The sequence below is a fragment of the Alkalinema pantanalense CENA528 genome, from assembly GCF_050753345.1.
GTDB lineage: Bacteria > Cyanobacteriota > Cyanobacteriia > Leptolyngbyales > Leptolyngbyaceae > Alkalinema > Alkalinema pantanalense.
In genome coordinates this window covers 24,355-48,802 of sequence record NZ_JBLZFX010000042.1, presented here as the reverse complement: position 1 = coordinate 48,802, position 24,448 = coordinate 24,355, and the positions used below count along the sequence as shown (strand labels likewise).

Annotated in this window: 17 protein-coding genes; 5 read left to right on the top strand and 12 right to left on the bottom strand. The window is 48.7% G+C overall.

Features of this window, described 5'->3' with window-relative positions:
• Both ACN4EG_RS15035 and ACN4EG_RS15030 read right to left on the bottom strand, forming a co-directional pair.
• A partial coding sequence (locus ACN4EG_RS15035) for a hypothetical protein (protein WP_431630604.1) occupies window positions 1-315 on the bottom strand: 315 nt, incomplete at its 3' end.
• Between the two features lie 470 nt (window positions 316-785).
• Window positions 786-1,607, bottom strand: coding sequence for a hypothetical protein (locus ACN4EG_RS15030; protein WP_431630603.1), 822 nt, complete (start codon window positions 1,605-1,607; stop codon window positions 786-788).
• A gap of 150 nt (window positions 1,608-1,757) precedes the next feature.
• Here ACN4EG_RS15030 and ACN4EG_RS15025 point away from each other — a divergent pair, with 150 nt between their 5' ends.
• Entirely contained in the window at window positions 1,758-2,660 is a 903-nt protein-coding gene (locus ACN4EG_RS15025; RefSeq protein WP_431630601.1) for a lysophospholipid acyltransferase family protein, read from the top strand.
• A 127-nt stretch (window positions 2,661-2,787) separates the two neighbouring features.
• Here the strand turns inward: ACN4EG_RS15025 and ACN4EG_RS15020 are convergent, their stop codons facing one another.
• The 3 genes from ACN4EG_RS15020 to ACN4EG_RS15010 form a co-directional block, all read right to left on the bottom strand.
• Window positions 2,788-3,399 carry a universal stress protein gene (locus ACN4EG_RS15020; RefSeq protein ID WP_431630599.1) on the bottom strand — a complete coding sequence of 204 codons (612 nt, stop codon included), beginning with the start codon at window positions 3,397-3,399 and terminating at the stop codon, window positions 2,788-2,790.
• A gap of 706 nt (window positions 3,400-4,105) precedes the next feature.
• The gene (gene dprA / locus ACN4EG_RS15015) at window positions 4,106-5,266 is read right to left on the bottom strand and encodes a DNA-processing protein DprA (RefSeq protein ID WP_431630598.1); all 1,161 of its coding nucleotides are present in this window, start codon (window positions 5,264-5,266) and stop codon (window positions 4,106-4,108) included.
• Between the two features lie 343 nt (window positions 5,267-5,609).
• The gene (locus ACN4EG_RS15010; protein WP_431630597.1) at window positions 5,610-7,112 is read right to left on the bottom strand and encodes a glycosyltransferase; all 1,503 of its coding nucleotides are present in this window, start codon (window positions 7,110-7,112) and stop codon (window positions 5,610-5,612) included.
• A gap of 288 nt (window positions 7,113-7,400) precedes the next feature.
• Here ACN4EG_RS15010 and ACN4EG_RS15005 point away from each other — a divergent pair, with 288 nt between their 5' ends.
• Complete coding sequence (locus ACN4EG_RS15005; RefSeq protein ID WP_431630596.1) at window positions 7,401-9,647, top strand: substrate-binding domain-containing protein; 2,247 nt, start codon at window positions 7,401-7,403, stop codon at window positions 9,645-9,647.
• A 191-nt stretch (window positions 9,648-9,838) separates the two neighbouring features.
• Here ACN4EG_RS15005 and ACN4EG_RS15000 read toward each other — a convergent pair whose 3' ends face one another.
• On the bottom strand, window positions 9,839-10,051 hold the full coding sequence (locus tag ACN4EG_RS15000; protein WP_431630594.1) for a hypothetical protein: 213 nt from the start codon (window positions 10,049-10,051) through the stop codon (window positions 9,839-9,841).
• Window positions 10,052-10,124: 73 nt separating this feature from the next.
• Between ACN4EG_RS15000 and ACN4EG_RS14995 the strand changes: the two genes are divergently transcribed.
• Window positions 10,125-10,340 (top strand): hypothetical protein, encoded by a 216-nt coding sequence (locus ACN4EG_RS14995; protein ID WP_431630593.1) that lies wholly within the window; start codon window positions 10,125-10,127, stop codon window positions 10,338-10,340.
• An 84-nt stretch (window positions 10,341-10,424) separates the two neighbouring features.
• Here ACN4EG_RS14995 and ACN4EG_RS14990 read toward each other — a convergent pair whose 3' ends face one another.
• The 6 genes from ACN4EG_RS14990 to ACN4EG_RS14965 all read right to left on the bottom strand — a co-directional run bounded on the left by ACN4EG_RS14990 (window position 10,425) and on the right by ACN4EG_RS14965 (window position 20,354).
• Window positions 10,425-11,900 (bottom strand): DUF1802 family protein, encoded by a 1,476-nt coding sequence (locus tag ACN4EG_RS14990; protein WP_431630592.1) that lies wholly within the window; start codon window positions 11,898-11,900, stop codon window positions 10,425-10,427.
• On the bottom strand, window positions 11,897-13,780 hold the full coding sequence (locus ACN4EG_RS14985) for a hypothetical protein (RefSeq protein WP_431630591.1): 1,884 nt from the start codon (window positions 13,778-13,780) through the stop codon (window positions 11,897-11,899). Before ACN4EG_RS14985 ends, ACN4EG_RS14990 begins: the two co-directional genes overlap by 4 nt.
• A 61-nt stretch (window positions 13,781-13,841) precedes the next feature.
• Entirely contained in the window at window positions 13,842-14,492 is a 651-nt protein-coding gene (locus ACN4EG_RS14980) for a hypothetical protein (RefSeq protein WP_431630590.1), read from the bottom strand.
• A gap of 482 nt (window positions 14,493-14,974) precedes the next feature.
• Window positions 14,975-16,927, bottom strand: coding sequence for an alpha-amylase family glycosyl hydrolase (locus ACN4EG_RS14975; RefSeq protein ID WP_431630588.1), 1,953 nt, complete (start codon window positions 16,925-16,927; stop codon window positions 14,975-14,977).
• A gap of 310 nt (window positions 16,928-17,237) precedes the next feature.
• A complete protein-coding gene (locus ACN4EG_RS14970; RefSeq protein WP_431630587.1) occupies window positions 17,238-18,083 on the bottom strand; it encodes an HAD-IIB family hydrolase in 846 nt (281 codons plus the stop codon).
• A 114-nt stretch (window positions 18,084-18,197) separates the two neighbouring features.
• Entirely contained in the window at window positions 18,198-20,354 is a 2,157-nt protein-coding gene (locus tag ACN4EG_RS14965; RefSeq protein WP_431630586.1) for an HAD-IIB family hydrolase, read from the bottom strand.
• 966 nt (window positions 20,355-21,320) lie between these two features.
• Between ACN4EG_RS14965 and proB the strand changes: the two genes are divergently transcribed.
• Together proB and ACN4EG_RS14955 are read left to right on the top strand one after the other, a co-directional pair.
• The gene (gene proB / locus ACN4EG_RS14960; RefSeq protein ID WP_431630584.1) at window positions 21,321-22,508 is read left to right on the top strand and encodes a glutamate 5-kinase; all 1,188 of its coding nucleotides are present in this window, start codon (window positions 21,321-21,323) and stop codon (window positions 22,506-22,508) included.
• A gap of 137 nt (window positions 22,509-22,645) precedes the next feature.
• A complete protein-coding gene (locus tag ACN4EG_RS14955) occupies window positions 22,646-24,091 on the top strand; it encodes a protein adenylyltransferase SelO (protein ID WP_431630583.1) in 1,446 nt (481 codons plus the stop codon).
• Window positions 24,092-24,448: the final 357 nt, after the last annotated feature.

Genomic DNA, 24,448 nt, shown 5'->3' with positions numbered 1-24,448 from the left:
GGGTTGGGGGGGACGATCGGTGGGAATGTTGGCGCGATCGGGGGTGCGATCGGGGGCGAGATTGTCGGCAGTTGGTTCAGCAGCGGTGTCAGCAGCGGTGTCGTCGTCGGGGAGATCGGGGGCGATTTCGCTGGTGGTGAAGCTGGGATAGGCTTTGAGCAGGGCGATCGTGCCTGCGAAGAGGATGAGGATGTGGGCCAAGAGGATCGGAAGGTGTTTGAAGTTTTGGATGGATGGGGGGCGATTTTGGGCGCGGTTACGATGGCGAAGCTTCCCGAAACGGGAATCGCGGTATTGGCGGAGTCGCTCTACCATGGACGCTTGGGGAATGAGATGACTGGGAAAGGGAATAGGTCAGAAATTAAGCAACGATTGAGATATTAACTTAAATAATGGGAACTTTAACGGGTTTGATACAGCTTTGCTGTGGGTTCCTACAGATTTATGCACTTAACTTACCCACGCATCCGCTGAATTTCTAAATTGTTTACAAAAAATTGAGATTTGTGAGGTGACTCAGGGGAATAGATCTTAGGGATATTGGCACGATCTTGAGTAGTGGCCTAGATTTTCAGGAACCCAGCCCCCCTATTTCAGGGTGACCCATCTCGCAAAAGAAGGATATCCATGGCGATCGCTAGGGAACAGCGCATAAATAAAATCCCAATTGGGTAGGGGTAGGAGAGTAAAAGGGTAGGAGGGTAGCGGAATGAAGAGGGGATATTATTTCTTTGCAAATCCCCTATGCCAAACTGCCCCACAATAGATGCTTGATACTCCTTGAACTAACCCTTGAGGCCGGGACGCCACGAGAGTACCCCAGCAACCATAAAATACCCTAAAATCGGGCCAGCCCCAAAGCCCAGCAAAGGCACAGGCGTTAACTGAAGTGGTGCCTGCATCAATAAAGCAGAATAGTAGATCGCGATCGCTAACGCTGCTAGAGTGCGTTGTTGATAGCTCGACCAAACCAATCCAACAATGGGAAAACTAACACAAATAATCGCAAGAATAAATAGCAGCGGTGACACTTCACCTGCGACCTGAAAAACACCCTCCACATACCGCACAGGCGCAAGCAGATCAGGAAGCTGCCAAGTCACGATCGGGCAACTTAGCAGCAACACCGCGATCGCCCAACGCAGTCTGAATTGCTGAAACCTGCGAGCAAGAATTAAGACCATTGCCAGACTAAACGCAGTCGCTTGTGCTGCATCGGGTTGAATCATCAGCGCGATCGCAACGATCGCTATAGCAACTGCATCCACCTTGGTGAACCGAGCAGCGGTTGCAAAGAGAAAAAGCGTTAAAGGCAACACAATCGGTGCAACGTACAAACGCATCCCCCAGAACAACAGCCAGCGGTTTGGCACACCCTCAAAGCCAGCCAAAAGGGGTGGAAGGAGCGTCACCAGTGCCAGCGCTACTTTAACCCCCTGGGCGTTGAAGACTGGCCAAGTGAATCGCCTGCTTGCCAACAGAACAAACAATACAACTCCGCCCCCCGCAAACAACCCCTGCTGCAATCGGACTAAATGCGATGCCCCAGCTATGGGAAGCAACCAAAAGCTGAGAAGCAGCGCAGGAACTGCGGCGAAGGCCAGCATAGAGAGAACCTATTGGTAAAAACCGATCGTTGAATCTAGCGCATCACTCAAGTCACTGACCTCCTGTCCATTTCTCCACTAGCATTCTAGACAAAGCCTAAATCCCCTTGTAGGCTAAAGCTATGCTCTCCTGCCCGTAACTATCCACCCATGTTCCAAGCCTCCCAAGCCGCTCCTAGCCCCGAACATCTGGGTTGGACCCTCGATCAACGTGATCCCGAGTATATTCGATCGCTCATGCCCCTGTGGGACTGGGCCTACCATCACTACTTTCGTGTCAACACCGCAGGCTGGGAAAATATCCCCCTCGACCAACCCGTGCTATTTGTCGGTTCCCACAACGGCGGTCTGGCAGCCCCCGACATGCACATGATGATGTACGACTGGTTTCGCCGCTTTGGCATTGATCGGCCCGTCTATGGCTTAATGCATCCCCGCTTACACCACGGTTTGCCTACCATTGCCGAAATGGCCGTCAAAACCGGAGCCGTTATGGCCCACCCAAAAATGGCGATCGCGGCCCTGCGATCGGGAGCCAGCGTCTTAGTTTATCCCGGCGGCATTCACGACGTTTTTCGGCCCTACACCCAACGGGATCAAATCCGCCTCGAAGAGAACACCGCATTTATCAAACTGGCCCTGCGAGAAAAAGTCCCGATCGTCCCTGCAATTTCCTCGGGAGCCCACGACAGTCTAATTGTGCTTGGTGACTTGTATCCTCTCGTTAAACAACTCCATCAAATGGGCATGCCTTGGCTTTTGGGCCTTGATCCAGAAGTCTTTCCCCTCTACCTGGGATGGCCCTGGGGAATTGCCCTTGGCCCCCTCCCCAATATCCCCTTTCCCAGCAAGATTTACACAAGGGTTCTACCCGCTATCCACTTTTCCTGGTATGGTCGCGCTGCTGCCAACGATCGCACCTACGTTTATGAATGCTATGAGACCGTCCGCCGAGCCATGCAGACAGCCCTCGACCAATTAATTCAGGAAACAAAATCGCAACCGGAACAAATGATTAACCAGATTTTCAATCAACTCGTGAATGGTCGATGAATCCATGGATCAACAGGTTGACGAAGCAATTAATCTCATTAAGACGCAAGTTAAAGCTAACACACAGAGAATTCATCTAAAAGACAAATGACCCATGGGAAGATACCCCTGACAAAAACCGACTGGCCTAGCGGCGACTGGCTGGGGGTGGAGAAGATACACGATCGGGCTGGGAATGGGCGGCTACACTTGAGACTTGTTGCAGGTTAAGCGTTCTCTCCTCATCCTCTGGCCAATGGGTCGTCTGCACCGTTTCATGCACCACCAGTACCGAACAAGGCGCATGTTGCAGAATGTACTGACTGACACTATTCACGCCAACCTGCCGCACTCCTTGATTTTCGCGGTGGCCAATGACGATTAAATCAGCTTTCCATTGATCGGCTAACTGGCAAATTTTCAACTCAGGACTGCCCATTTGGCAAGTGACTTGTGTAGAAATGCCCTTCGCGATCGCTTGCTGGAGATAGTAATCAATCCATGCGCGAGCTTTTTTGAGTTCATGCTCCAAACGGTGGTGTTGTACCCGTCGCAGGGTATCGTACATGGACTGTGCATCCTGGGCATGGCGAATATCGAGGGACGTTGGCATCGTGGCTTGGACATCCCGATCGGTTTTAACGGTGTGGGTAATTAACAGATGACTGGAACGAGGATGAACTTGATTCAACGCACGCCCAAAGACCCAATCATCCTTACTGGAGTGATCCAAACCTACTAAAATACGGCGAAAGCTCATAATTTAACCCCTTGCATACAGCATCGCATCGGGTAAAGCTGGAGAACGAGTCATCGTAGTGACAATGATGGAAGGCACTGAGTTAGCAAGTAGGCGAGAGAGATGCAACCCAGAAACTGGGACGGTTTAGCATGATTGCCCCCAGGACTTAACACAAAAGTTTGCCCATTCCACTCTGGAACTATCACTCTGGAACTATCACTCTGGAACTATCACTGTTGTGGAAATTAGCTGTGGAAATTAGCTGTGGAAATTAGTGGTAGAAATTAGTTGTGGAAATTAGTTGTGGAAATGAACGATCGATGAAAATGAGAAACCGTTGACGCTAGAAACTGAGAATGAGGGAACGCACTGAATTAGCTGGCAGACTGCGGCTGTGAATAAGCCTGCAATCTATATATTGTGTATACATAATGTTGTGTATACATACTGTGTAGACGAAGCTAACATACGCGAAGCTAAGATGCTCGAAGCGAATGGGCTCAAAACGTAATGCTCGCGAGATTTAGAGACTAGCTTCAGACAGGCTAGCAATTTAGTCTAATTCAAGCCTACTGAGAAGCGCATTAGAAATCCAGGGAGATTCCAAGATTGACAACAAACAATACAAAAGTTGACAAGATCTGACAATTTCCGTTAAAAACCGTTGCAGCCTCAACCGCTGCATCCTAGGCTATCGCAGATCGCAAGCCACCCATCAGACGGTTCAAACTAAGCGATACCGCATCCCTGGGTCTTGATGGATTAGGCCCATGAGTTCCAATTGCAAGAGAGCGCTGGTCACGTCTCCCGTTGGCAATCCCGTTTGCTGAACCACGCGATCGACCGACACGGAACCGCCGATCTCGATCAGTATTTCCATGACGGTTTTGAGGGTTGGCTCCAGACTGCTGAGATCGATCGTCGCAGCGGTTGGGGTGGCCGCATCCATGGACGAAGCCGATGATTTTTGAGCGATCGAGAAAGGCGATAAATCTATTCCCGGCAATGCGCCCAGTAGGGTGAGCAACTTTTCCGGTTTGGGCAGTATTTGTGCCCCTTGGGAAATCAGGTTAATGCAACCTTCCGCTTGGGGATTGTCGAGGCTCCCCGCAAGCGCGTAAACCTCACGGCCATACTCATTGCCTAGGCGAGCGGTGATCAGCGCTCCGGACTTTTCCCCCGCTTCCATGACTAATATGGCTCGGCTCAGTCCGGCTACAATCCGATTGCGGCGGGGAAAATGGGCTTTGTCGGGCTTGGTGCCCTGGGGATATTCACTCAAGATGAGTCCCCGATCGCAGATTTGCCGATACAGATGACGGTTGTTGGGGGGATAGATTTGATCGACACCCGTTCCTAAGACTGCGATCGTGGCTCCGTGGGCATCCAAGCAAGCCTGATGGGCGATCGCGTCAATGCCATCGGCCATGCCGGAAAGAATCGTAAAGTTACTCTGGCTAAGAATTTGGCTCATGCGTTGCGTCCAGCGCTTGCCATAGTCCGACGGGTTACGAGTACCCACGATGGCGATGCCTGAGTTTGTCGCAAGGTTTTCCAACAGTTTGGGATTGCCTAGGTAATGCAATATCGCCGGTTTGTCGGAAATTTCCTGCAACAGCGGAGGATAGTCTGGATCGCTGGGAGTCCAGAACTGGGGATTCTTTTCCTCGTAGGCCCGCAGAACTTCGATCGGCGGGCGATCGCGGCGTTCTTGGACAATGCGATCGGCGGTCAGCAGGCCAATGCCGTCCACGTTCAACAATTCCGCTGCTGTGGCATCCCAGGCCGTCTGCAAATCCCCAAAATGCTCGCGCAGCCGGTGGAGCAGCACATCACCCACCCCAGAAATTCCCGTCCAAGCCAACCAATATGCCCGTTCCTGCACCGTGAGTTTCCCTACCTGCTGCCACTCAGTAGACTTTATGCTGTCATCTGGATTTATTATGCCCAGAACAGGTTGTGCCCAGAACAGGTTGTGCCCAGAACAGGCTCAAGAACCAAGACCCCAGACTGAAGTCGCCAGCAGTGAGTGAGATTGGAGTGAGTGCATCCCAGTTTTGCAAATTTGCCCTCATCCCCCAACCCCTTCTCCCAAAATAGGAGAAGGGGAGCCAGATTCAAAATTCAAAGTCCCTCTCCCGTACTGGGAGAGGGATTTAGGGTGAGGGGTGCAAAAGTGGGATGCGCCCGATTTGCGCGAGATTAATGGGCTCCCGATCGAAGTAAAGTTAGAAAAATTTAATTTTCCGGGATGCATATAAACACATTTTGAGCAAAACCAAGCCCTCTTGGAAATGAGCAATATTGGATTCGCCATAGGTACGGGGTTGATAACGCACGGGAACATCCACAATATGCAGCCCTAACTTCGTTGCGCCAAACAGTAAATCAAAATCCCCAAAGGGATCGAAATCACCAAAATAAGTACGACCCTCAACAATTTTGTAATAGTCTTCCCGTCGCAAAACTTTCGTACCACAGAGCGTATCTTTAATCGGTTGACCCAGCAAAAAGGAAAACGCCAAACTGAAAAATTTATTCGCCCAGTTATTCAACCAAGGCATTGCTTTCCCCGATCGGGGATAGACCAACCGCGATCCATTGGCAAATTCCCCCCGGCCCGAGGCAATCACTTCAAAAAAGTGGACTAAATCCTCCGCTTCCACGGTTAAATCTGCATCCAAGATCATCAAAATATCGCCTCCCGCCCGTTCAAAGCCCAACCGTACGGCATCGGCTTTGCCCTTGCCTTTTTGTTGATAGGCTTTCAGCTTAAAGTTCGGGTGGCCCTGTTGGGAGAGATAGGCAATTTCCTTCCAGGTGTTGTCCTGGGAATGGCCTTCCACAAAAATCACTTCCATGTGCCGCCCTAACTTCGGCAGTCGATCGATGATGTTGGCAATATTGCCCGCTTCATTACGCGCCGGGATGATGACGGAACAGGTCAAGGACGATTGCTCCGCTGAAGCCTGGTGGGCGGGCACCAGACGCTGGGGACGGGCAATGATGTAGTTGGTGAGGCCCAGGTGGGTGATTCCCGGCAGATGGGCTAAAAACCGATTACACAGCGGTGCCAGACCGGGAACGGGCTTGGGACAGAGGAAGCGTCGCCCCGTCTTAACGGTCGTGTATCCCGTGATCGTTAGCAAATTCTCCACATCATCCATGGACAGCCAGCTTTGGGGCGGTTGGGGTCGCCGTTGGCCAATTTTTTCGGCCACATTTAAAATCGGCTGCCACAAAAAGTTATGGAACGTCAGGATCAGCCGTGTGCGGGCATGGCAGAAGGGCTGCAACTGTTGTAACACCCGCTGAATATCGCCTAAATGGCCCAGCGTCCCGGAAAGAATGATGAAATCAAAGGGTTGAAAACTAAACCCCAAATCCTTGGGAGCAAAGGTTTCTGCATCGAGGCAATGGAAGGTGAGATAGGGAAATTTCGATCGGGCAATCTCGACGATCGGGGCAGCGAAGTCAATGCCTACCCCCACGGCGGGTTGCAAGCTGGCCAGCAACTCCCCCGTTCCGCAGCCAATTTCCAACACCCGACTGCCCACCGGGATAAAAAACTGATGGAAGTGCTCTAAATCTTGATAGTAGTAGCGATTCCGACGACTCCAGCGATCGAGATCCGGGGCGATCTGCTCAAAATAAGCCCGCACAGTTTCTTTAAAGGCATCCTTGCCGATGGGCGTGGGAACATTCGGCTGGGAAGGGTGGATCAGTGCCATGAACTCGATCTGTGGGAAGTACAGAAGTATAGGTTACAGGATGAGTGGGGCAACATTCATCATTTGGTGGGTGATTAGGGGCTAGTCAATGATTCCGTCGGCAAGTCCGGCGATGACGGCGAGCAATTCCTCAGACAAAGACGCGATACACCGGAAAAAGCCTTAAATTTTTGGTGCAAGGCGGGATTCTTTTGACAGAATGAACTGCAAACGATATCCCTGTTTTTGCTCGCTCGCGATCGCGCATTTTTGTTTCGGTTGGGGCGTGCGTAGGCCAAGCAGGGTGGTATGCAAATCATAATTTCCTACGTGCGTAGGGTGAATCGTATGGTGCAAAAAAATATCCTTTCCCCGAAGCAAATGGGGCTGATGGTTGCGTTGATGGCGGCGGCAACGCCCCTCACGACCTCTCTGAGCTTGACCACTCTGAGCCTGTTAACGCCCGTGCAATCGGCCCAGGCCGTTGCGGTACCCTTTCCGTTGCCCAGTGGCATTCCCCAGGGTACGGCGGTGCGCATTTCCAGCGCCAACAGCATGGCAGGGGTTAACCAAGCCCTGAAGCAACAATTTGAAAAAGAATTTTCTAAATCAAAAGCAACGGTGAATGTCAGCACCACCAGCGTCCAATCGGCTCTGAAAGCGGTGCTAGATGGCAAAGCTGACCTGGCCGCGATCGGTCGTCCCCTGACCGAAGCGGAAGTGGCCCAGGGTTTGGTGGCGATCCCCGTCGGACGGGACAAAATCGCGATCGTTGTTGGCAGTGGCAACCCGTTCAAAAAAGATTTGAGCATTCCTAAATTTGCCAAAATTTTTCGCGGGGAGCTGAAAAACTGGTCGGAGCTAGGGGGGCAAAAGGCCGCCATTCAAGTCCTCGATCGGGTCAATAGCGATACCCGCCAAGCCTTCCCGACCTATCCGGCTTTCCAGTCCGGCAAATTTAACTCTGGAGCCACGGCCACCCAGCTGGAAGATACCAGCATGAAGGCCGTACTGGGCAAGTTAGGCAAGAACGGTGTCAGCTTTGTGCCCGCCAACCAACTGAAGAACCAGTCGGGTTTTCGGGTGCTGTCGATGGATGGTGTGGATCCCAGCAATCCCAAGTATCCCTTCTCCCAGCCTTTGTTCTACGTTTACAAAGGCCCTAAGCCGAATCCTGCTGTCCAAGCATTTCTAGGGGTTGCAGGTACCACCGCTGGCCAAAAGGCAATTCAACAGTCGGGGATTGCCCAGGCGATCGACTTCAATCAACCGGGCGAGATTGACAAAGCCCAAGCCGCGAGTGCCGCCGCCAATAAAGCGGTGTCTGCCAATGCACCTAAGGGGAAAGCTCAGCCCGGTGCCGTCAGTAACGCCGATCGGCCCTCCAGCATTGCTGCCAATAATGCCCCGAATCCGGGCGTGACTGGAGAGCAGATCAACCCTGCCCCGAACAATCCTGTGTCCGCCGCTGAAGATAAAGGGATTCTGGGCAATGATTTCCCCGATTGGCTGAAGTGGTTATTGCCGTTGGGTCTTTTAGGTTTGGGGCTCTTGCTTTTGTTGCTGCCTCGCAAGGCCGATGAGTCTAGTGAGACTGCAACATTGGGCGATCGTGCGGCTCCTGTGCCCACGCCCTCGTTTTCGGACTCAGAGAATGAGTCCAACGCATCGGCGGCTTGGGCTCCCTTCCAAACCGAAGCCAATGACGATGTGGATGTGTCGGGAGATGCTTGGAACGATCGTTCGGGTGAAGTGGCGGATGATCGCGATGCCCTAGGCATCCCTCCAGTAAGCGGTGGGACGATCGCTGGGGGGATGGCTGCCACGGGAGCTGCCGGAGCTGCGGCTTGGTCGTTCCTACAGGGTCAACAGGATGCTGCGGAGGGAACAGATACTCCTGCCGAAACGGAAATCACCCTGGGTTCGGATTGGGAGTTTGAATCCTCTAACTTAGACGAGTTACCGCCTGATACCCGAGGTCGGTTAGATGATGTGGTTTTGGATGCCGATGAAGGGTCGCCGATCGGAGATGGGGACAGCAGCGGCAGTGGGACGGGGTCACCCAGCTTTTTGGGCAACTTGCAGAACTCGGCCTCGACATTTATGACGAATGCGGGGACGGCTGCGGAGAATGTCGTGGAGGGTGTCACCCAGGTTGGCGGTGACACGCTAGCGGCGGGGGCAGCTTTTGTTGGAGGTACGGCGGCGGCAGCTCGGACGCGCATTCTGGGCGATCGGGCGAAGATTGTGCTGATTCCACAAACCTCTAAGGAGGCGGTGGTGCGTTGGCAGTTGACCGATGATCAAAAAACCGATGCTCACAATCGTGGTGGTGTTGATCTGGCGTTGCGGCTCTATGACGTGACGGGGATTGATCCCAATCAAGCTGTCCTAGAAAACTTCTATCAGTACGATTGCAGCGAGTTGACTCAGGAACTGCGGATTGAGGTTCCGGTTCCCGATCGCGATTATGTGGTGGAAGTGGGCTATCTCAATCGATTGGGCGAATGGATTGATGTGGCGCGATCGATGTCGGTGCATATTCCTCCTGCATAGTTAGCGGGATGTTCTGATCCCCCCTACCTCCTTTAAAAAGGGGGTAATACAGAAACCTCTTCTCTGGTGGATAGCTGGGGAAGAGGTTTTTCAATTCAGGATTATGGGGAAAGGGAAGATCCCCCTCTAACCTCCCTAAAAAAGGGGGTAGGGAGGATCGGATCTGTAGCCTTGAGTAATCAATTTGGCGATTAGCCTTCGCGGTGCAGGATGCTGATGTATTGTTCGTGGGAGTCGGGGATGCGGGTGGGGATGCTCCAGCGGATGCGATCGCAGTAGCGGAGGGCGTGGAATTGGTTGATGGTGCTTTCGATCAGGTCGCGATGGCCGATGAGGTGGATTTGCATTTGTTTTTTGGCAGGGGAATCGGTGCGACGATCGTCGCTGAAGCCGGTAAAACACATGGGAGCTTCTCCTGGTTTGTAGGGGGAGTGGGATCTGCCGGGTGGGCCAGGGGTTGAGGCTGGCGGTGGGCAGATGGGAGGAAGGCCCAAACGTTTAGAGCCACCCCGGACGCATTACGAAACAGGGTGGCTCGATCGAATGTTAAAATTCTCAGCAAGCCGCCGAGCTGGGTATACAGCTTGGGGGTTAGCTACTCAGGGTTGTTCGCTGCAACTCTGGGTGGCGCTCTATTTTTTTGGGTTTTTAGCGCTTTCTGCGGGTTGGAACCGGATGCAGGAAGAACTATAAGTTAACAGCCTAGAGACATGGATTCGGTTTTGTCAATCCCTGTTTCAAAACTTAGTATTTGGCTGATCCACCTGGTTGCCTGCGCTAGGCGATCGACAGTTCTCGCAAAAAGTAGAAGCGATCGGTGCCTGGTACGCGGCCTAAATATCCTGCCAACGGCGAAGCTAATTCAACAAGGATTTCTTTAAGTTGTTCCGGTGTCAGCAATGTGGGAGGATTAGAGCCGAGATATAAACCGTATATAACAGTACTATCAACATCTTTCGTATTCATTTGAATAACGATATCAAGATGCTTTCTAATAACTTGGATAATATGCGATCTGATTTGTAAGTTTTGGTAGATGCCGTCAATAAATTGATTGACTTTATTGTCAGAGTCTTGTCCAAAGGGCTGCGTTTCTAGACAGACTCTTAATTGCTGAAGGTCAATGCTGCCGGGATATTGGCTCTTAAGAGTAACAAGTCGTTGTAAGGTTTCTGGGCGCATAACGTTCATCTGATTTTGGACAGCAGCCTGTTGAGCGGGATTAGTTAGTTCTCCGGCAGCAAAAATAACTTTAACAGATCGATCGAAGATTGCTTTGCCAAGATGGGTATGTCCTAGGTGAATGAGTTGTGCAGACACGCCATTAGAAACTGTTTCATGTTTGGTGGCTTTGCATTCTCCAACGAGGCTAAAGGGGGCATCACAATAAACGTCGATGCCGCCTGCACCTCCAGAGGCGTCTGGGTCTAGGCTGGCTTTTGGGTTATTGAGTGAGTTGCTAAAGCCTAGCTGAATTAGGCTTTTTCGCACCATTTTTTCAAAGGTGTTACCATCACTGGAGTTGCCAACTGTGGCGATTTGGTCAATCCAATGGAATTCAGAATCGTCTACGGTTGAGGTTTGAGATTGTGCCCAGCCTAGGAAGTCTGTGAGATCCTTTTCTAATAGTTTTGCAGCAGGATTGATTGTAAGGATTTCACTAATTTGGCTATGTAGAGTTTCCAATTCTAGGTTTTCTGGAGTACGCAGTTCTTCCAGCTGTTTTTTGCGTTTCTCAAAAATACGATCTTCTAAAATTGGTTGATTAATTTCTATTTGATAAGAAGTGGGAAGACTAACATATTTTCCCACTCGATCTTGATAAATGGTTTCAGGTGGCAAAGTAAAAGGAGATGTTAGTTTATACAATCTTAAAATTGCCAGGAAAAGGCTTTGCTGTTTGTCTAATTTGGAAGTCAGCCAATCTCGTGTCCAGATAGATAAGGCTGATAGAGCCTCTATCTGATCTATATTGTTAAAAATGGAACACTTTTCACACTTTGCCCAATACTCAATCTCTGGACAGTCTAAGTCTAAGGCAGACAAAGAATCTCTTGCTGACTGATGAAAATTAGGTTTATAGCAATATTCTACTGAATCGCTACTACCTAAAACTTCTGAAGGACATAATAAAAAACTTTGGCCAGTGCGAATAAAGATTGATGGGAATGAAAAAATCAACCGACCTGTTGCCAGCCCTTTTACATCAGGTGCAGGTAGACATAACATTGTAAATGTCTGCTCAGTTTTCACGCAGCATCACCAAAATTTAAGCTGTCTGCCAAGTCATCCACATCAGAACTCACTGAAATATCTAGAGCTTCTATATCAGCATCCTCATCTGTCAGGTTGGTAGGTTTTGAACCTGATGGATCACTTAAAATTTCCAACAACAATGGATTAGTCTCAGCAAGTTTATTTTGACTAATAAAATCCTTGATTTCTTGCTCAGTGAAATCATAATCTTCTCTCGCATCAAAAACTGCACGGATAGCAAGAAGAGGGATCAAATCATCAACTTCAAAGCGCGGCCACTCTCCTCCCATCTGTTGAAGTAACTGTTCAAGAAGCTGTTGTGCTTTTTTTGCGGCAGGAGAAACATCTTTTGTACGAATTAGGCAACCTCTCGTTAGATCGAACTTTTGATAATCGATTAATCGGCTTAATCCTGCTTGCACACCAATACCAACAGGATATTGAATGACGGCTACCCCAATTTTCACAGTTTGAGAATTTTCTGTCCCTAAAATCCGAAAATCTATGAAACCTTTATTGGCAGACTTTGGAGCTACATTAGTATCTATAGCTTCAATATGTACACCTTCTAAAGTTTTACCAATCAAATTTTCAAAACCAAAGCTCAGTGCTCTAGCTAGCTTGGCTTTGTCATCAATGAAGTCATCAGGGTTTAGAATTGCCAGCTCTTTGCGATAAGCAAGCTCCACCAAATTATCTTGTTTTTCGGTAGGTGGAACCTTATCTAATTCTACCTTCCAGTTTTTATAGCACCATTGAAGCACATCTCGAGCAGTTGCTTTTTGCTTTCCCTTTTCTCGCAGAGTCAATTCATCCAAGGGATATAGTGCATGTGGAGGAACGAGTTGATGCTCACTATAAAAAACATCCAATCGTCGTTTTACTAAAGAAACAACATCATCAGCATTCAGATATTTCAAATCAATCGTAAGCTCTCCAATTCTATCGATTACCGCTTCGGCAGAAGGAAGTGCTCGGATTTGATGTACCCAAATATCAGGATACACTGCCGTCAACAAAACTCCTCTCTGAATATTGTTGTATAAATCCATCCCTAAGTTGGCAACAACTTGAGCTTTAGTATAGCCAGCATCGTTGATAGCAGTGCCTTCCAGTTGGTCAAAGCAAATTACAATTGATTTATAGTTGCTAATCAAGTCAAGAATTTGACAAGCAATATCAAAAGCTTCAGAAGCACGGTCTTCTGTATTGGAATTGGGAAGACCCAGGCTATCTGATCTACTCTGCGGTAGATTTTTGCCAGAAAGCCAATTTATTGCATATGGTGCATGAACTGGTGAGAGAGTCCACAAAATTGCCTGAACTAAATCTGGATTACTAATATCGGGTTTAGCAACACAAACTTGGCTGGTTATATTTTCTATCCATTGAGGATTTTCCTTGATTTTACGAGGAATCGCTTTTTGTAAGTCATAGGGATGAAAGTTTTTCTTGAAAACGTCATTGAGAAGATCTGTAGCAAGCTCTTGCCACTGCATCACGTTCTTGCTACCTATTTGTTTCAAGCTAAGAGCTAGGCTTTTTAAAAACTCTGCACGAATTTGATTGAAATCTCCATAGTCACCCGTGTAGATAAAAAGTGCATTCCCCATCTCTTGAATTCGATGCCGAATGCGACTAATGATGTGGCTTTTTCCTAAACCTTTTTCAGCTTTTAGCGTGATTCCTGCTACTCGGCGTTGCCGATTATCTAGTTCTTCGATCGCCTTGAACACTGCATCTGATGCATGAGCATTTAAAGATGGCTCATCAGGAAATCCTTTGCCCCATACATCTTGTGTACGAACTATAAACTCTACAAAAGGATTATTTGCGCAAATGACTTGATGCAATGAATCCATCGAACTTGTGGACATATAGAACCTGCTAGATGACTGAAGGGTGGGAACAGGAGTGTTGACAAACGATGTTTTTGATTTACTGATTCAGAATTGTTGCATAGCAGCGTAAGCCACTCAATTCAGTGGTAATCGAATCTTCTAGCTTGGAGGCGTCACCATCCGGCAGGCTACCTCCTTGAAGCTGAACAATATCTTCAGCCTGCATTTCTAGTAACCATTCATCAAAGTTGTCTCGCGATACTTTTTCACCAATTTCTCTTCTAAGTCGATAAATTGGCACTAAGTTATCGAGGTTAAAGCTTCGATTCAATGTATCAAACGTTTCTAAAGCGACTGTCTTAAATGCTTCGTAGGATTCGATCGTAGAGTGCCCATTCTGACCATTAGACGCAACAACCACCGGAGCATTTTCGATCGACGATCGCATCACACCTAGCAGCAAATTCGCAAACCGCTTACCAATTTGACTAGCAAACTCAAACTCTTTATTTAGCAAATCTTGCCGCAATTGCGATCGGCCCGCATCCAACAAACTTACTGTCGGATAACGCTCAGCCGAAACCGAGACTAATCCATCCTCCACCAACTGATCCAACGCAGCTTGATGAGTCTTGGCAGTCTCATTTGTCTTTCGCACACCTTTCAACAACTCGCTCCGGCGCAAATCTCCGCCCGAAAGCAACAGCAGGAATCGTACCCGCAGACCCACATCAAGCTTCATTGTCATAACCAATCCGTTCGATCGTCGCTAAATGTCCAGCACAGAGCAGCCCAAACCAAAAAATCAAAAGAACGTTTTAAACCACGGGTAGAAACACACATCCATCGATCGGACAGCCTCGTTGGGAACCATCCCCGATCGACTTCCCTTATCAAATGTACCCAAAACGGCACACCACTTATTCTAAAGAAAAAATACCGTGACGGAAAGCACCTTTAGGAAATTACGCAAAAATTACGCAAAATTCCCCTCGCCACCACAATCCCTTCACACTTGCACCCAAAACTCCCCAACTTCTCCCCAAAAACCTTACCCTTTCCTTACTTTTTAGAGCTATCCCCCAGACCCAATATCCACCCTCCGCCAAGTCGCCCAGCCCTACACCAGCACCCCACCACACACCAGGCACCAAAACCCGATCGGCTGCATCGACCCCGCCACATTATTCGGCGGATGCCAAAACATAACCCCCCCCCCGAACAGCCGAATTACGTTTCCGTCAGCCAACAAAATTGAAATCCTTCCAGCAAAATGCCCCGATCGTCTTGGTCAGGTTTGCGACCACTGTATAAATCAATCCACTGACCATGCAGATTAAACCCAGCCTGCCTCAGCTCCTCCACCTCGATCGACTGGGGCTGCGCATTAAAATTAGCAATCACTAAAACCTTCTCCGAGGGCCGCTGATGATTAAACCGAGTAAAACATAACAAATGCTCATTCTCGATCGTCAGTAACTCCCGATTGTCAAAATCAGCAAACGCAGACACCTCCTTACGAATCGCAATCATCTTCTTCATCGCATTGAAAATCGTATATTCAGCAGTGCCCTGTTTCTTGCGTAGAGCCGCCTTTTCCCAATCGATTTTAGGGCGATGCACCCAGCGATTATCATCCCGTTTACTGGGATCCTCATAAAAGCTGTAATCATTCAGCACCCCCAACGCATCCCCGTTATAAATCAACGGAATCCCGCCAAACGACAAAACAATGCCATGGAGCAAAAGAACCCGACGGACCGCCGTCGCAATCAACTCATCATTCCCCACTTCCAAAGCCACTTCCAGTCCCACCAAAGAAGCCAACGATCCACAGATCCGCGCATCTCCCGTCGCCTCATTGGGCATGAACACCAACCCCCGCGCCGAAGCATCAAACTGGCCGCTGAAATAATCCACTAAAAACCGTCGATGGGCCTTCGGTTCATAGCCCACGGCGCGAATATCATTGTCATCAAACCCAAACCCAATATCATCATGACAACGGACATAATTCAGCCAAGTCGCCCGTTCTAACTTATTCGGTAAACTTTTCACCCCCTGGTACAGCAACTTAGCATTTTGCGTCGCAATCCCATCCCACAACAACGCCATCAGCGTCGCATTGTAGGCAATTTCACATTCCTTCGCCACGATCGCATCTTCACCAAAATATTTGATCACCTCAAAGGGAGCCACAATCGCTTCTGCAATAAATAACACACCGGGCGCAGTCACCTGGCAACAATCTTTCATCAACTGCAACAGCAAATGCGCCTTTCGTTCATTCTGGCAGGAAGTCCCCATCTTCTTCCACAAAAAAGCCACCGCATCCAACCGCAGAATATCCACCCCTTGATTGGCCCAAAACAGAATAATATCGAGCATTTCAATAAAAACAGCGGGATTGCTGTAATTCAAATCCCATTGATAATCATGAAACACCGTCATCACCCATTTTTCCATCTCCCCATTCCAGGTAAAGTTGCCCGGATCAGTTTCAGGAAACACTTCAGGCATGCTTTGTTCAAACAGATCTGGAATTTCCCGATCGTCAAAAACGTAATAATAATCTTGGTACGCCCGATCGCCCTGCATCGCCTTCTGTGCCCATTCGTGTTCATCGGACGTGTGATTGAGCACAATGTCTAGCACCAGCAAAATATCCCGCTTCCTGAAGTCCTGGGCCAACTGCCGAACATCCTCTAACGTACCTACCCGATCGTCAATTTGCCGAAAATCACTGATCGCATAGCCCCCATCACTCTGGCCCTCCGGACATTTCAAAATCGGCATAATATGCACCATATTGATGCCTAATTCTTGAAAATAGCTAATCTTAGTGGTTAAATCCGGTAGATTTTCGGCAAAACCGTTGGAATACAAGGCCATCCCCACCCATTTCTGCGACAAAAACCAGTTGTGATCCTGCTCCCGTCGAATATCCAAATCTTCCAACTCTGGCGCGCGATCGATGTAGCCCTTCGCCATCGTTTCCACTAACCGCAGCATTTGTAATTGAAAATCATCCCGATGGCCGTACAACGTAAAAAACAACGAGTGAATGGCATAGAAATTCGCCCCTAAACGAGTATAGAAATGCCTCAGATCTTGCCGACGAATTTCGGGCTTTAAATCATCCAGAATAGAATTCAGTAGAGAGTGGGAAATTTGTTCGTACATACAGAGTTGCCTCGCAGATTTAATCCATTTCCAGCAATCTTGAGAAATTGCAAAGTTTAAATTGCAAAGTTTAAATTACAAAATCTAAATTACAAAATCTAAATTGCAATGCTGAAAAATAACCAGCATTGAATCACGATCGATCAAACTTGACGTAAAAATTACTGATTTGCTCCCATTTCGTCAGTGCTAAATCTAGCTCGTCCCGCCAAGCCTGAACAATCTAGCCTGAGTAATCTGGACTGCAGGCTTTAAAATCCCCGCAATATCAAATCAATTCACAATAAAAATCGTAAAACCTTTATCTATCCTACTCAATCCAAGCAGTAGTATGGGGATGATAATAGGCCACTCCCTCCAAAATTCCCGCACTGTAACAACCATTCATCCCTAAAAAGTTGCCCTGAGCTAAATAGAAACGATCCAGCGTGGATTGTTGCTGAGCCTGCCATCGGGCTTGTTCAATGACATCCTTCCGGGCATTCGCGACCAAAACCGACGGAACCGAACTTACCAGCACTGGCAAATCATTACCACTATCCCCAGCAAAAACCGTATTGCTATGATCAAACCCTTGCCGCTGCATCAAAAACTCCACCGCATGCAGTTTCGTGGCCCGAGCCGGGAGAATATCCAATAGGCCAATATCCGCCGCTTCATCGACACTATAGATTAAGCTAGCGACAATATTTTTCTCTGATAATCGCAGGCTCATCCACTGCTTAAAGTCCGTCAGATCGGTGTCCAGCGGTAAATAGTAGCTCAACTTATAGCGACTCTGCTTTTCGGCTTCCTGTAAAGTCAAATGGCTTAAATCGGTGAGATCAGCCAGCATCGACTGTAAATCCGTGGCGATCAACCCTTGCCAATCCTTGGAAATTTCCTGCTCCCAGAGTTGTGACGGTTCCCAGTCTTCGCCCTGAACCCGATACAGCGTACTGCCCACATCACCCACCACCCAATCCGGCATTGGCAACCGATACTCCTCGATCGCCGCCTCCACCAACGCCCGGTCTCTCCCACTCACATAGGCCAAACAAACCTCCGGACGATTGACCAACCGAGCAAACCGCTCCCGTGCCAGGGGGGATTCCGCCTGCCTACCATTGGGCAGTAAGGTGCGATCGAGATCGGTGCAAATAAGGAGTTGCTGCATTGTGCGTACCCTCGCTAGCCATAACCAATAAACGGGATTAATTAGAAATGCGATTAATTAGAAATGCGATTAATTAGAAATGTGATTAATTAGAAATCCTATGAATTCAAAATGCTATGAATTAAAAAAGTCATAATGCTCGATCGCTTCTAAAATGCCCCAGGCATGTTCGCCCTCCGCAAAATAAACCCGATCGGTATCATTTAAAATCGACAACTCTTCCCAATGCCGATTCGCGACCACCACGCCCAAGGTATCGCCCCGCAGCATATCTTCGTCGCCACCGGAACCCCCGTTCACCAACACCCGCTCCAACGGAATGTTCCATTGCCTTGCCACATACCGGAGTGCCAGTCCTTTGGAAGCCCTCGCTGGCACAAAATCTAGATATTGCCCAAAGGAAAGTGTGGTATTGACAGAGAGCTCTTGTTGACGCAACAGGGTCAAAATTTCTTCCAGAGAGGGAGCAAGATTAGCGTCGTAGTAATAAGAAATCTTAAAGCGACTTTGCTCCGTTTTAGGTTGGAGTGCCAAGCCCGGTAAGGGGTCGATAATCCGCCGGAGTACCTGGGGCGTCCACCAGTGATCAATGTGGTGGTTCCAAGCAATATCTGCTTTCAGTTGAGGGGGATAATAAATTTCGGTGCCTAAGCTCGTAATCAAAATATCCGGAGTGGGAATTCCCTGGTTCTTGAGGACTTTCAGCACAGAATCTAAACGCCGACCTGTAGCAATCCCAAACAAAAACTTACGGTGTTGTTGGCGAACGACTTTAACGAATTCCGCCAGTGCTTCGACATTGCCAACCAAGGTATTGTCGATCGCGGTAAAAATCGCCCGTTTGCGGTATTGACCCGCCTTTGGGAAGGGGGGCGCTTTTGGTAATGGCTTATGCTGACTCGCTAAGGGTTGAATTTTCTGGAGATAGGCGCGGGCATGGGCATCCCAGGAATAGAACTGAGCCACATTTTTAAGGCCATTTTCCGAAAATTTCTGCCAGAGTTTAGGTTCTTCTAGAATCGTCAGCAAGGCTTCGGCGATCGCTTTCTCATTCAACGGGTCCACCAATAAACCATTCTGGCAATTCCCAATAATATCGACAGGCCCACCATTCTCCGTTGCGACTAAGGGTAAACCACTGGCCGCCGCTTCCAAAAGCGTTAACCCAAAGGGTTCCGTCAGCGCCGGATTCACAAACACGCCACCAGAGGCCGCAGCAAGGCGATAAATCTCAGCGACATCTCCTGAGGTATGGTGTTTGGGGAGGGCAACACGCCCATACAGTTCATAACAATCAATGACTAATAGTAATTCCGTTAAAACATTTTGAGCCCCTTCATTTAATTCTCGAATATCATCCCGATTACCAGCAACAATCACTAAATTTGCTAATTCCTGTAGCCGAGGCGATTGCCCATAGGCTTCTAAAAGCGAAACAATATTTTTTCGTTCATCCGGGCGGGATAGGGCAAGAATAATCGGCTTATCAGGATGACTTAGAAATTTTTTTAATGCTTTCTTAAACTCAAAATTAACAATACTCTGATTAATCTGATCCTGAGGGTTGGGTGGATAGAATTGTTCTAAGTCCGTTCCCGGTGGGATGACCGCCATTTTATCTGGCGTGTAATAATCATAGAGTTCGTATTGATCTTCAATTTCATTATAAGTACTGGTAATGACTAACTCTGCATTCCCTAACGTCTCTTCTTCCGCACTAATGCGTTGGGGCATATTGTAACGCTGTTCAATATCTTCCATTGTTAGCCCCAATGCCAGTAGCCGTCGGCATTTGTCCCGCCCTAAAGAATGTCCTGTGTGGATGAGGGGGAGGCCCGTTAAATGGGTCAGCCGCACGCCCACATATCCGGCGTCAGCATAGTGGCTATGAATGATGTCCGGCATCCGGGGCTGCTCATGTAACCAAGTAAACAGGCGATCGGCGAAACCATCCAAATGGGGCCATAATTCTTCTTTGGGAAGATAGGCGTCTGGCCCTGCTTCAATCCGAACAATTTGGGCCTTGTCTCCCAGGCGTTCCGTATCTTTTGCGTAATCGGGATCGACGGCCTCATCCACAATTCGTCGCGTGACTAAATCAACCCGCTCTACGTTAGGTTGGTTAGCAAGCGCCTTGGCTAATTCAACTACATATTTAGTTTGGCCTCCGGTATCGGCATCCCGGCCTAATTCCAAATCATGACTCCGAATTAGACCGTGAATGCTAATCAGTACAATATAAAGAGATTTGGAAGGATTATGCTCAGCCATGGGTTACTCTATTCAATCGTTGAAAGAAAAAAGAGTTGCTTTGAGTGCATTATAGGCCGTTTAAGCTATATCAAAATAATTAAAATGTCAGGAAGTACTTGTAATGATGGTGAAACGGGATTTGTAAAATGGTCTGAAAAGCTTGTCAAGAAAGGTTTTTGGGGATTCTGATTTTAGTGATTATTTTTTGTCAAGCGACTTTTGAGGGGATTTAAAAATATTCCGCTAGTATTAAAATGCTTAAAAATGAGTGTGCGTTTTGCGAATTTCCACTTGTTACAAGTAAATATAAGAGCAATCACTTCGATCGTATATTTATGGATTTTTTGTATATCTTTAGTGTGATTTCTTGGATTTTGACTTTTGATTTTTAGCGCCTGTTAGATCAATGAATGACTAATGATGAAAACATTAACCTATCAACCTGGTAATTTCCGTGATGGGCAATCAGTCTATACCTACAGGGATCTTTGACCATAATTCGACCATAATTTGACCATAGTTTGACCACAAAATGCACGATCGAACCTGCTAGGTCTATTTGATTTTGAGCTGCGATCGCGGGTTGGGATCGTGGGTTAGGATCGTGGGTTGGAATCGCGGGTTAATGGTTCATCTGTATCCACCGGGTCGGGGGGCTGCGATCGAGGGATACAGATGAGCCTTCGTAGTACAAGCGTCTGTCAGCAACGAGTCAATAACGATCGTCAGAGGTTACCGCTACTCTGGACGACAGCTATCTAGATAGGTTGAAGCCATGAATTTCTGATCCTCGATCGTTGCCTTCGTTGCTATCTCCGTTGATATTTCCTTAGTTTTCAGGTGCACTACTACTTTTAGTTCATCTTAAGTCTTTGTTTAATTTTTGGGGAGCATTTCAGTGAGTCTAATTTGGCACAGTTTTCAACTTTTTAAACGCCCTCTAAAGGTAAAATCGATCGACCCTGGATTGTTGATTGCCTTACCATGTCCCACGCCGCTGTAACCGACCACAAAACGCCCGATCGTAAAACGCCCGATCGCCAAACGATCGTCGTCAAAATTGGCACCTCCAGCCTGACCCATCCAGAATCCGGCAACCTCGCCCTCTCCACGATCGCGGCTCTGGTGGAAATCCTCAGCGAACTGCAACAGCAAGGCCATCGCGTGGTGCTGGTTTCCTCTGGCGCGGTGGGGGTTGGATGTGCCCGCTTGGGACTAACCGAACGTCCCAAAGTCATCTCCGTTAAGCAAGCCGTCGCTGCCGTCGGTCAGGGTCGCCTCATGCGGATTTATGACGACTTCTTCACCGCCATGCAACAACCGATCGCCCAAGTCTTGCTGACCCGAGGGGACTTAGTGGAACGCAACCGCTACGTCAACGTCTATCGAACCTTCCAAGAACTGTTAAACCTGGGCGTGATTCCGGTCGTGAATGAAAACGACACCGTGGCCGTCGATGAATTGAAATTTGGTGACAATGACACCCTTTCCGCCTTGGTCGCTAGTTTGGTGGATGCCGATTGGTTATTCTTGCTCACTGATGTTGATCGCCTCTACTCCGCCGATCCCCGCACCAATCCCGATGCAAAACCGATCGTATTAGTTAAAAACATTGACGACTTAGCCGTTGATACGGGCAGTTCCGGCACCCAATGGGGCACGGGCGGCATGGTCACAAAAATTTCGGCGGCGCAAATTGCCACGGGGGCAGGGGTGCGAACTGTGATCACGCGCGGCCAAGAACCCCGGAACTTGCTGAAAATCCTAGCTGGGGAGTCGATCGGCACGCAATTTGAACCCCATGCTCGCCCCATCAGTGCCCGTCAGCGCTGGATTGCCCATGGGATGGTTCCCGCTGGCAAACTCTATTTGGATGATGGTGCCGTCAACGCCATTCGCAATGCAGGCAAGTCGTTGCTTTCCGCTGGCATTATTGGCATTGAGGGCAGCTTTGATGCCGATGAAGCCGTGCGCCTCTGCAATCTCCATGGCCAGGAAATGGCGCGGGGCTTGGTGAACTACAATAGCCAGGACTTACAGAAAATCCGAGGCCGTCGATCGGACGAAATCGCCACAATCCTAGGCCGTGCGGGAGAAGACACCGTCGTTCACCGCGACAACCTAGTTGTGACGAAAAAATCCAGTTCCACCAGTTCCCCAACCGCCCGTTAAATACTGAAGCGACCGTAAGTCTTCAAAAGGCAGTGGCTAGGATTGGGAATTCTTTAACCAATAGATTAATCTTTTCTTGCAAAAGAACGGTCAAATCTCGCTAGGATGGGAAGCGTTCTATTTTTAGGCCGTCCCCCGTGAACCCCATTCTGGCGCTCAACTATGAACCCGCGATCGAACAGTTGGGAGAAGGTTACTTCGATCCCGTTCCAGCAGCGGAATTTCCTAGCCATGCGCTGCGGTGGCGTAATGATGATGTCTTGCAGCAGTTGGGACTCGACCCGGAAGCCATCAGCGATCGCCATTTCATTGAAGCCTTTGGGCAATTTCAAGGCCGATCGCCCTTTCTGGCTTTGCGCTACCACGGGTATCAATTTGGGGAATACAATCCTGCGCTGGGGGATGGTCGCGGCTTTCTCTATGGGCAAGTGCGGGGGGTGGACGATCGGCTCTATGACCTGGGCACCAAGGGGTCGGGCACCACGCCCTATTCCCGAGGGGGCGACGGACGGTTAACCTTGAAGGGGGGCGTCCGGGAAGTGTTAGCGGCGGAAATGCTGCACCGTTTGGGTGTTCGCACGTCCCGCTGTTTGAGTTTGGTGGAAACAGGGGAAAAACTCTGGCGGGGCGATGAACCCTCGCCCACCCGATCGTCGGTGATGATTCGGGTTCAGCAATCGCATATCCGTTTCGGTACCTTTGAACGATTGCATTACCTAGGTCGTAAGGATTTGATCGCCAATCTATTGGAGCATGTGATCGAATATTACTATCCTCACTTGCTACCAGAGCCCGATCGCTATGCCCGCTTCTATGGAGAATTAGTTGGTCGAGTAGCGGAATTAACTGCGCAGTGGATGGCGGCGGGATTTTGCCATGCGGTGTTAAATACCGATAATATGGCGATTACGGGCGAAAGCTTTGACTATGGCCCCTACGCCTTTATTCCCAGCCTTGATCCGAAATTTACCGCTGCCTATTTTGACTATTTCGGACGCTATGCCTATTCCAATCAACCCATGATTTGTAAATGGAATCTCCAAATGTTGCAGGTTCCGTTGAAGCTAGTGATTTCTGAATCAGATCTCGACGCCGCGATCGCCCAGTATGACACCCACTACGGCCAAACCTATCGGGCTCTCATGCTGAAAAAGCTTGGCTTTGGGCAAACGGAAGAATTAGCGGATGATGGACTGGCAAGGGAATTGTTGAAAACGACGATCGAATTTCTCCACAATTCCCAAACCAGCTACCATGGCTTTTTCTGGGAACTCACTCGACAATTTTCGCCCACTTGGCGACAGGATGCTAACCAGATTCTGGCAGATTTCCCGATCGAAATCGCCGATCTACAACCGTTATTCGATCAATGGCGACAACGCTATCACCAATTGTTAAACACCGTTCCAGAGGCCGACTTGCCTGCTATCCAAGCCCAACTCTACGCCCAAAATCCGGATTTAGTCATTACCCGTCCAGAAATTGAAGCGGTTTGGGAACCGATTACCCAAGACGATAATTGGCAGCCGTTTAACACCTTGCTGCAACGCATTCGCACGGTATTGTTGCCTCAAGGCTTTTAGGATGGTCTGAGAGGTGTAGTCTGCACTCAGCAGTTCCCAAAACAAGGATGGGACTAATCAATTTTTTGCCAAGACTTTGATTGTTCCCGATCGTTCAGTTCACCAGTTAAGGTGCAGTTCATCAGATAAGAGATGGCTTAACTTGGTTTAGGCTTGCAATATTATACCTTGCCCCATCTTAGGTTGAATTTCTTTATCCAGATTTTTCATATTTGTAAAGACCTTGTTTGGTTCTTGCCGATCGCCCAAAATCGGGAAACTTTCCTGCGAGAATTATCGCCTAAAGGAGAAAGGTGCAGCCAAGTGCTCACCTGAAGCAAAAGGGTGGTACCCAGTTTAGTTGGGACAACTGTTCGT

What these genes read in the sequence shown, in the direction of transcription:
- proB (WP_431630584.1), top strand. Translation starts at nt 21,321, where the DNA reads ATGTCCCACGCCGCTGTAACCGACCACAAAACGCCCGATCGTAAAACG.
- ACN4EG_RS15000 (WP_431630594.1), bottom strand. Translation starts at nt 10,051, where the DNA reads ATGTGTTTTACCGGCTTCAGCGACGATCGTCGCACCGATTCCCCTGCC.
- ACN4EG_RS14975 (WP_431630588.1), bottom strand. Translation starts at nt 16,927, where the DNA reads ATGTACGAACAAATTTCCCACTCTCTACTGAATTCTATTCTGGATGAT.
- ACN4EG_RS15030 (WP_431630603.1), bottom strand. Translation starts at nt 1,607, where the DNA reads ATGCTGGCCTTCGCCGCAGTTCCTGCGCTGCTTCTCAGCTTTTGGTTG.
- ACN4EG_RS15005 (WP_431630596.1), top strand. Translation starts at nt 7,401, where the DNA reads ATGCAAATCATAATTTCCTACGTGCGTAGGGTGAATCGTATGGTGCAA.
- ACN4EG_RS14995 (WP_431630593.1), top strand. Translation starts at nt 10,125, where the DNA reads ATGGGAGGAAGGCCCAAACGTTTAGAGCCACCCCGGACGCATTACGAA.
- ACN4EG_RS15025 (WP_431630601.1), top strand. Translation starts at nt 1,758, where the DNA reads ATGTTCCAAGCCTCCCAAGCCGCTCCTAGCCCCGAACATCTGGGTTGG.
- ACN4EG_RS14965 (WP_431630586.1), bottom strand. Translation starts at nt 20,354, where the DNA reads ATGGCTGAGCATAATCCTTCCAAATCTCTTTATATTGTACTGATTAGC.
- ACN4EG_RS14970 (WP_431630587.1), bottom strand. Translation starts at nt 18,083, where the DNA reads ATGCAGCAACTCCTTATTTGCACCGATCTCGATCGCACCTTACTGCCC.
- ACN4EG_RS14980 (WP_431630590.1), bottom strand. Translation starts at nt 14,492, where the DNA reads ATGACAATGAAGCTTGATGTGGGTCTGCGGGTACGATTCCTGCTGTTG.
- ACN4EG_RS15020 (WP_431630599.1), bottom strand. Translation starts at nt 3,399, where the DNA reads ATGAGCTTTCGCCGTATTTTAGTAGGTTTGGATCACTCCAGTAAGGAT.
- ACN4EG_RS14985 (WP_431630591.1), bottom strand. Translation starts at nt 13,780, where the DNA reads ATGTCCACAAGTTCGATGGATTCATTGCATCAAGTCATTTGCGCAAAT.
- ACN4EG_RS15010 (WP_431630597.1), bottom strand. Translation starts at nt 7,112, where the DNA reads ATGGCACTGATCCACCCTTCCCAGCCGAATGTTCCCACGCCCATCGGC.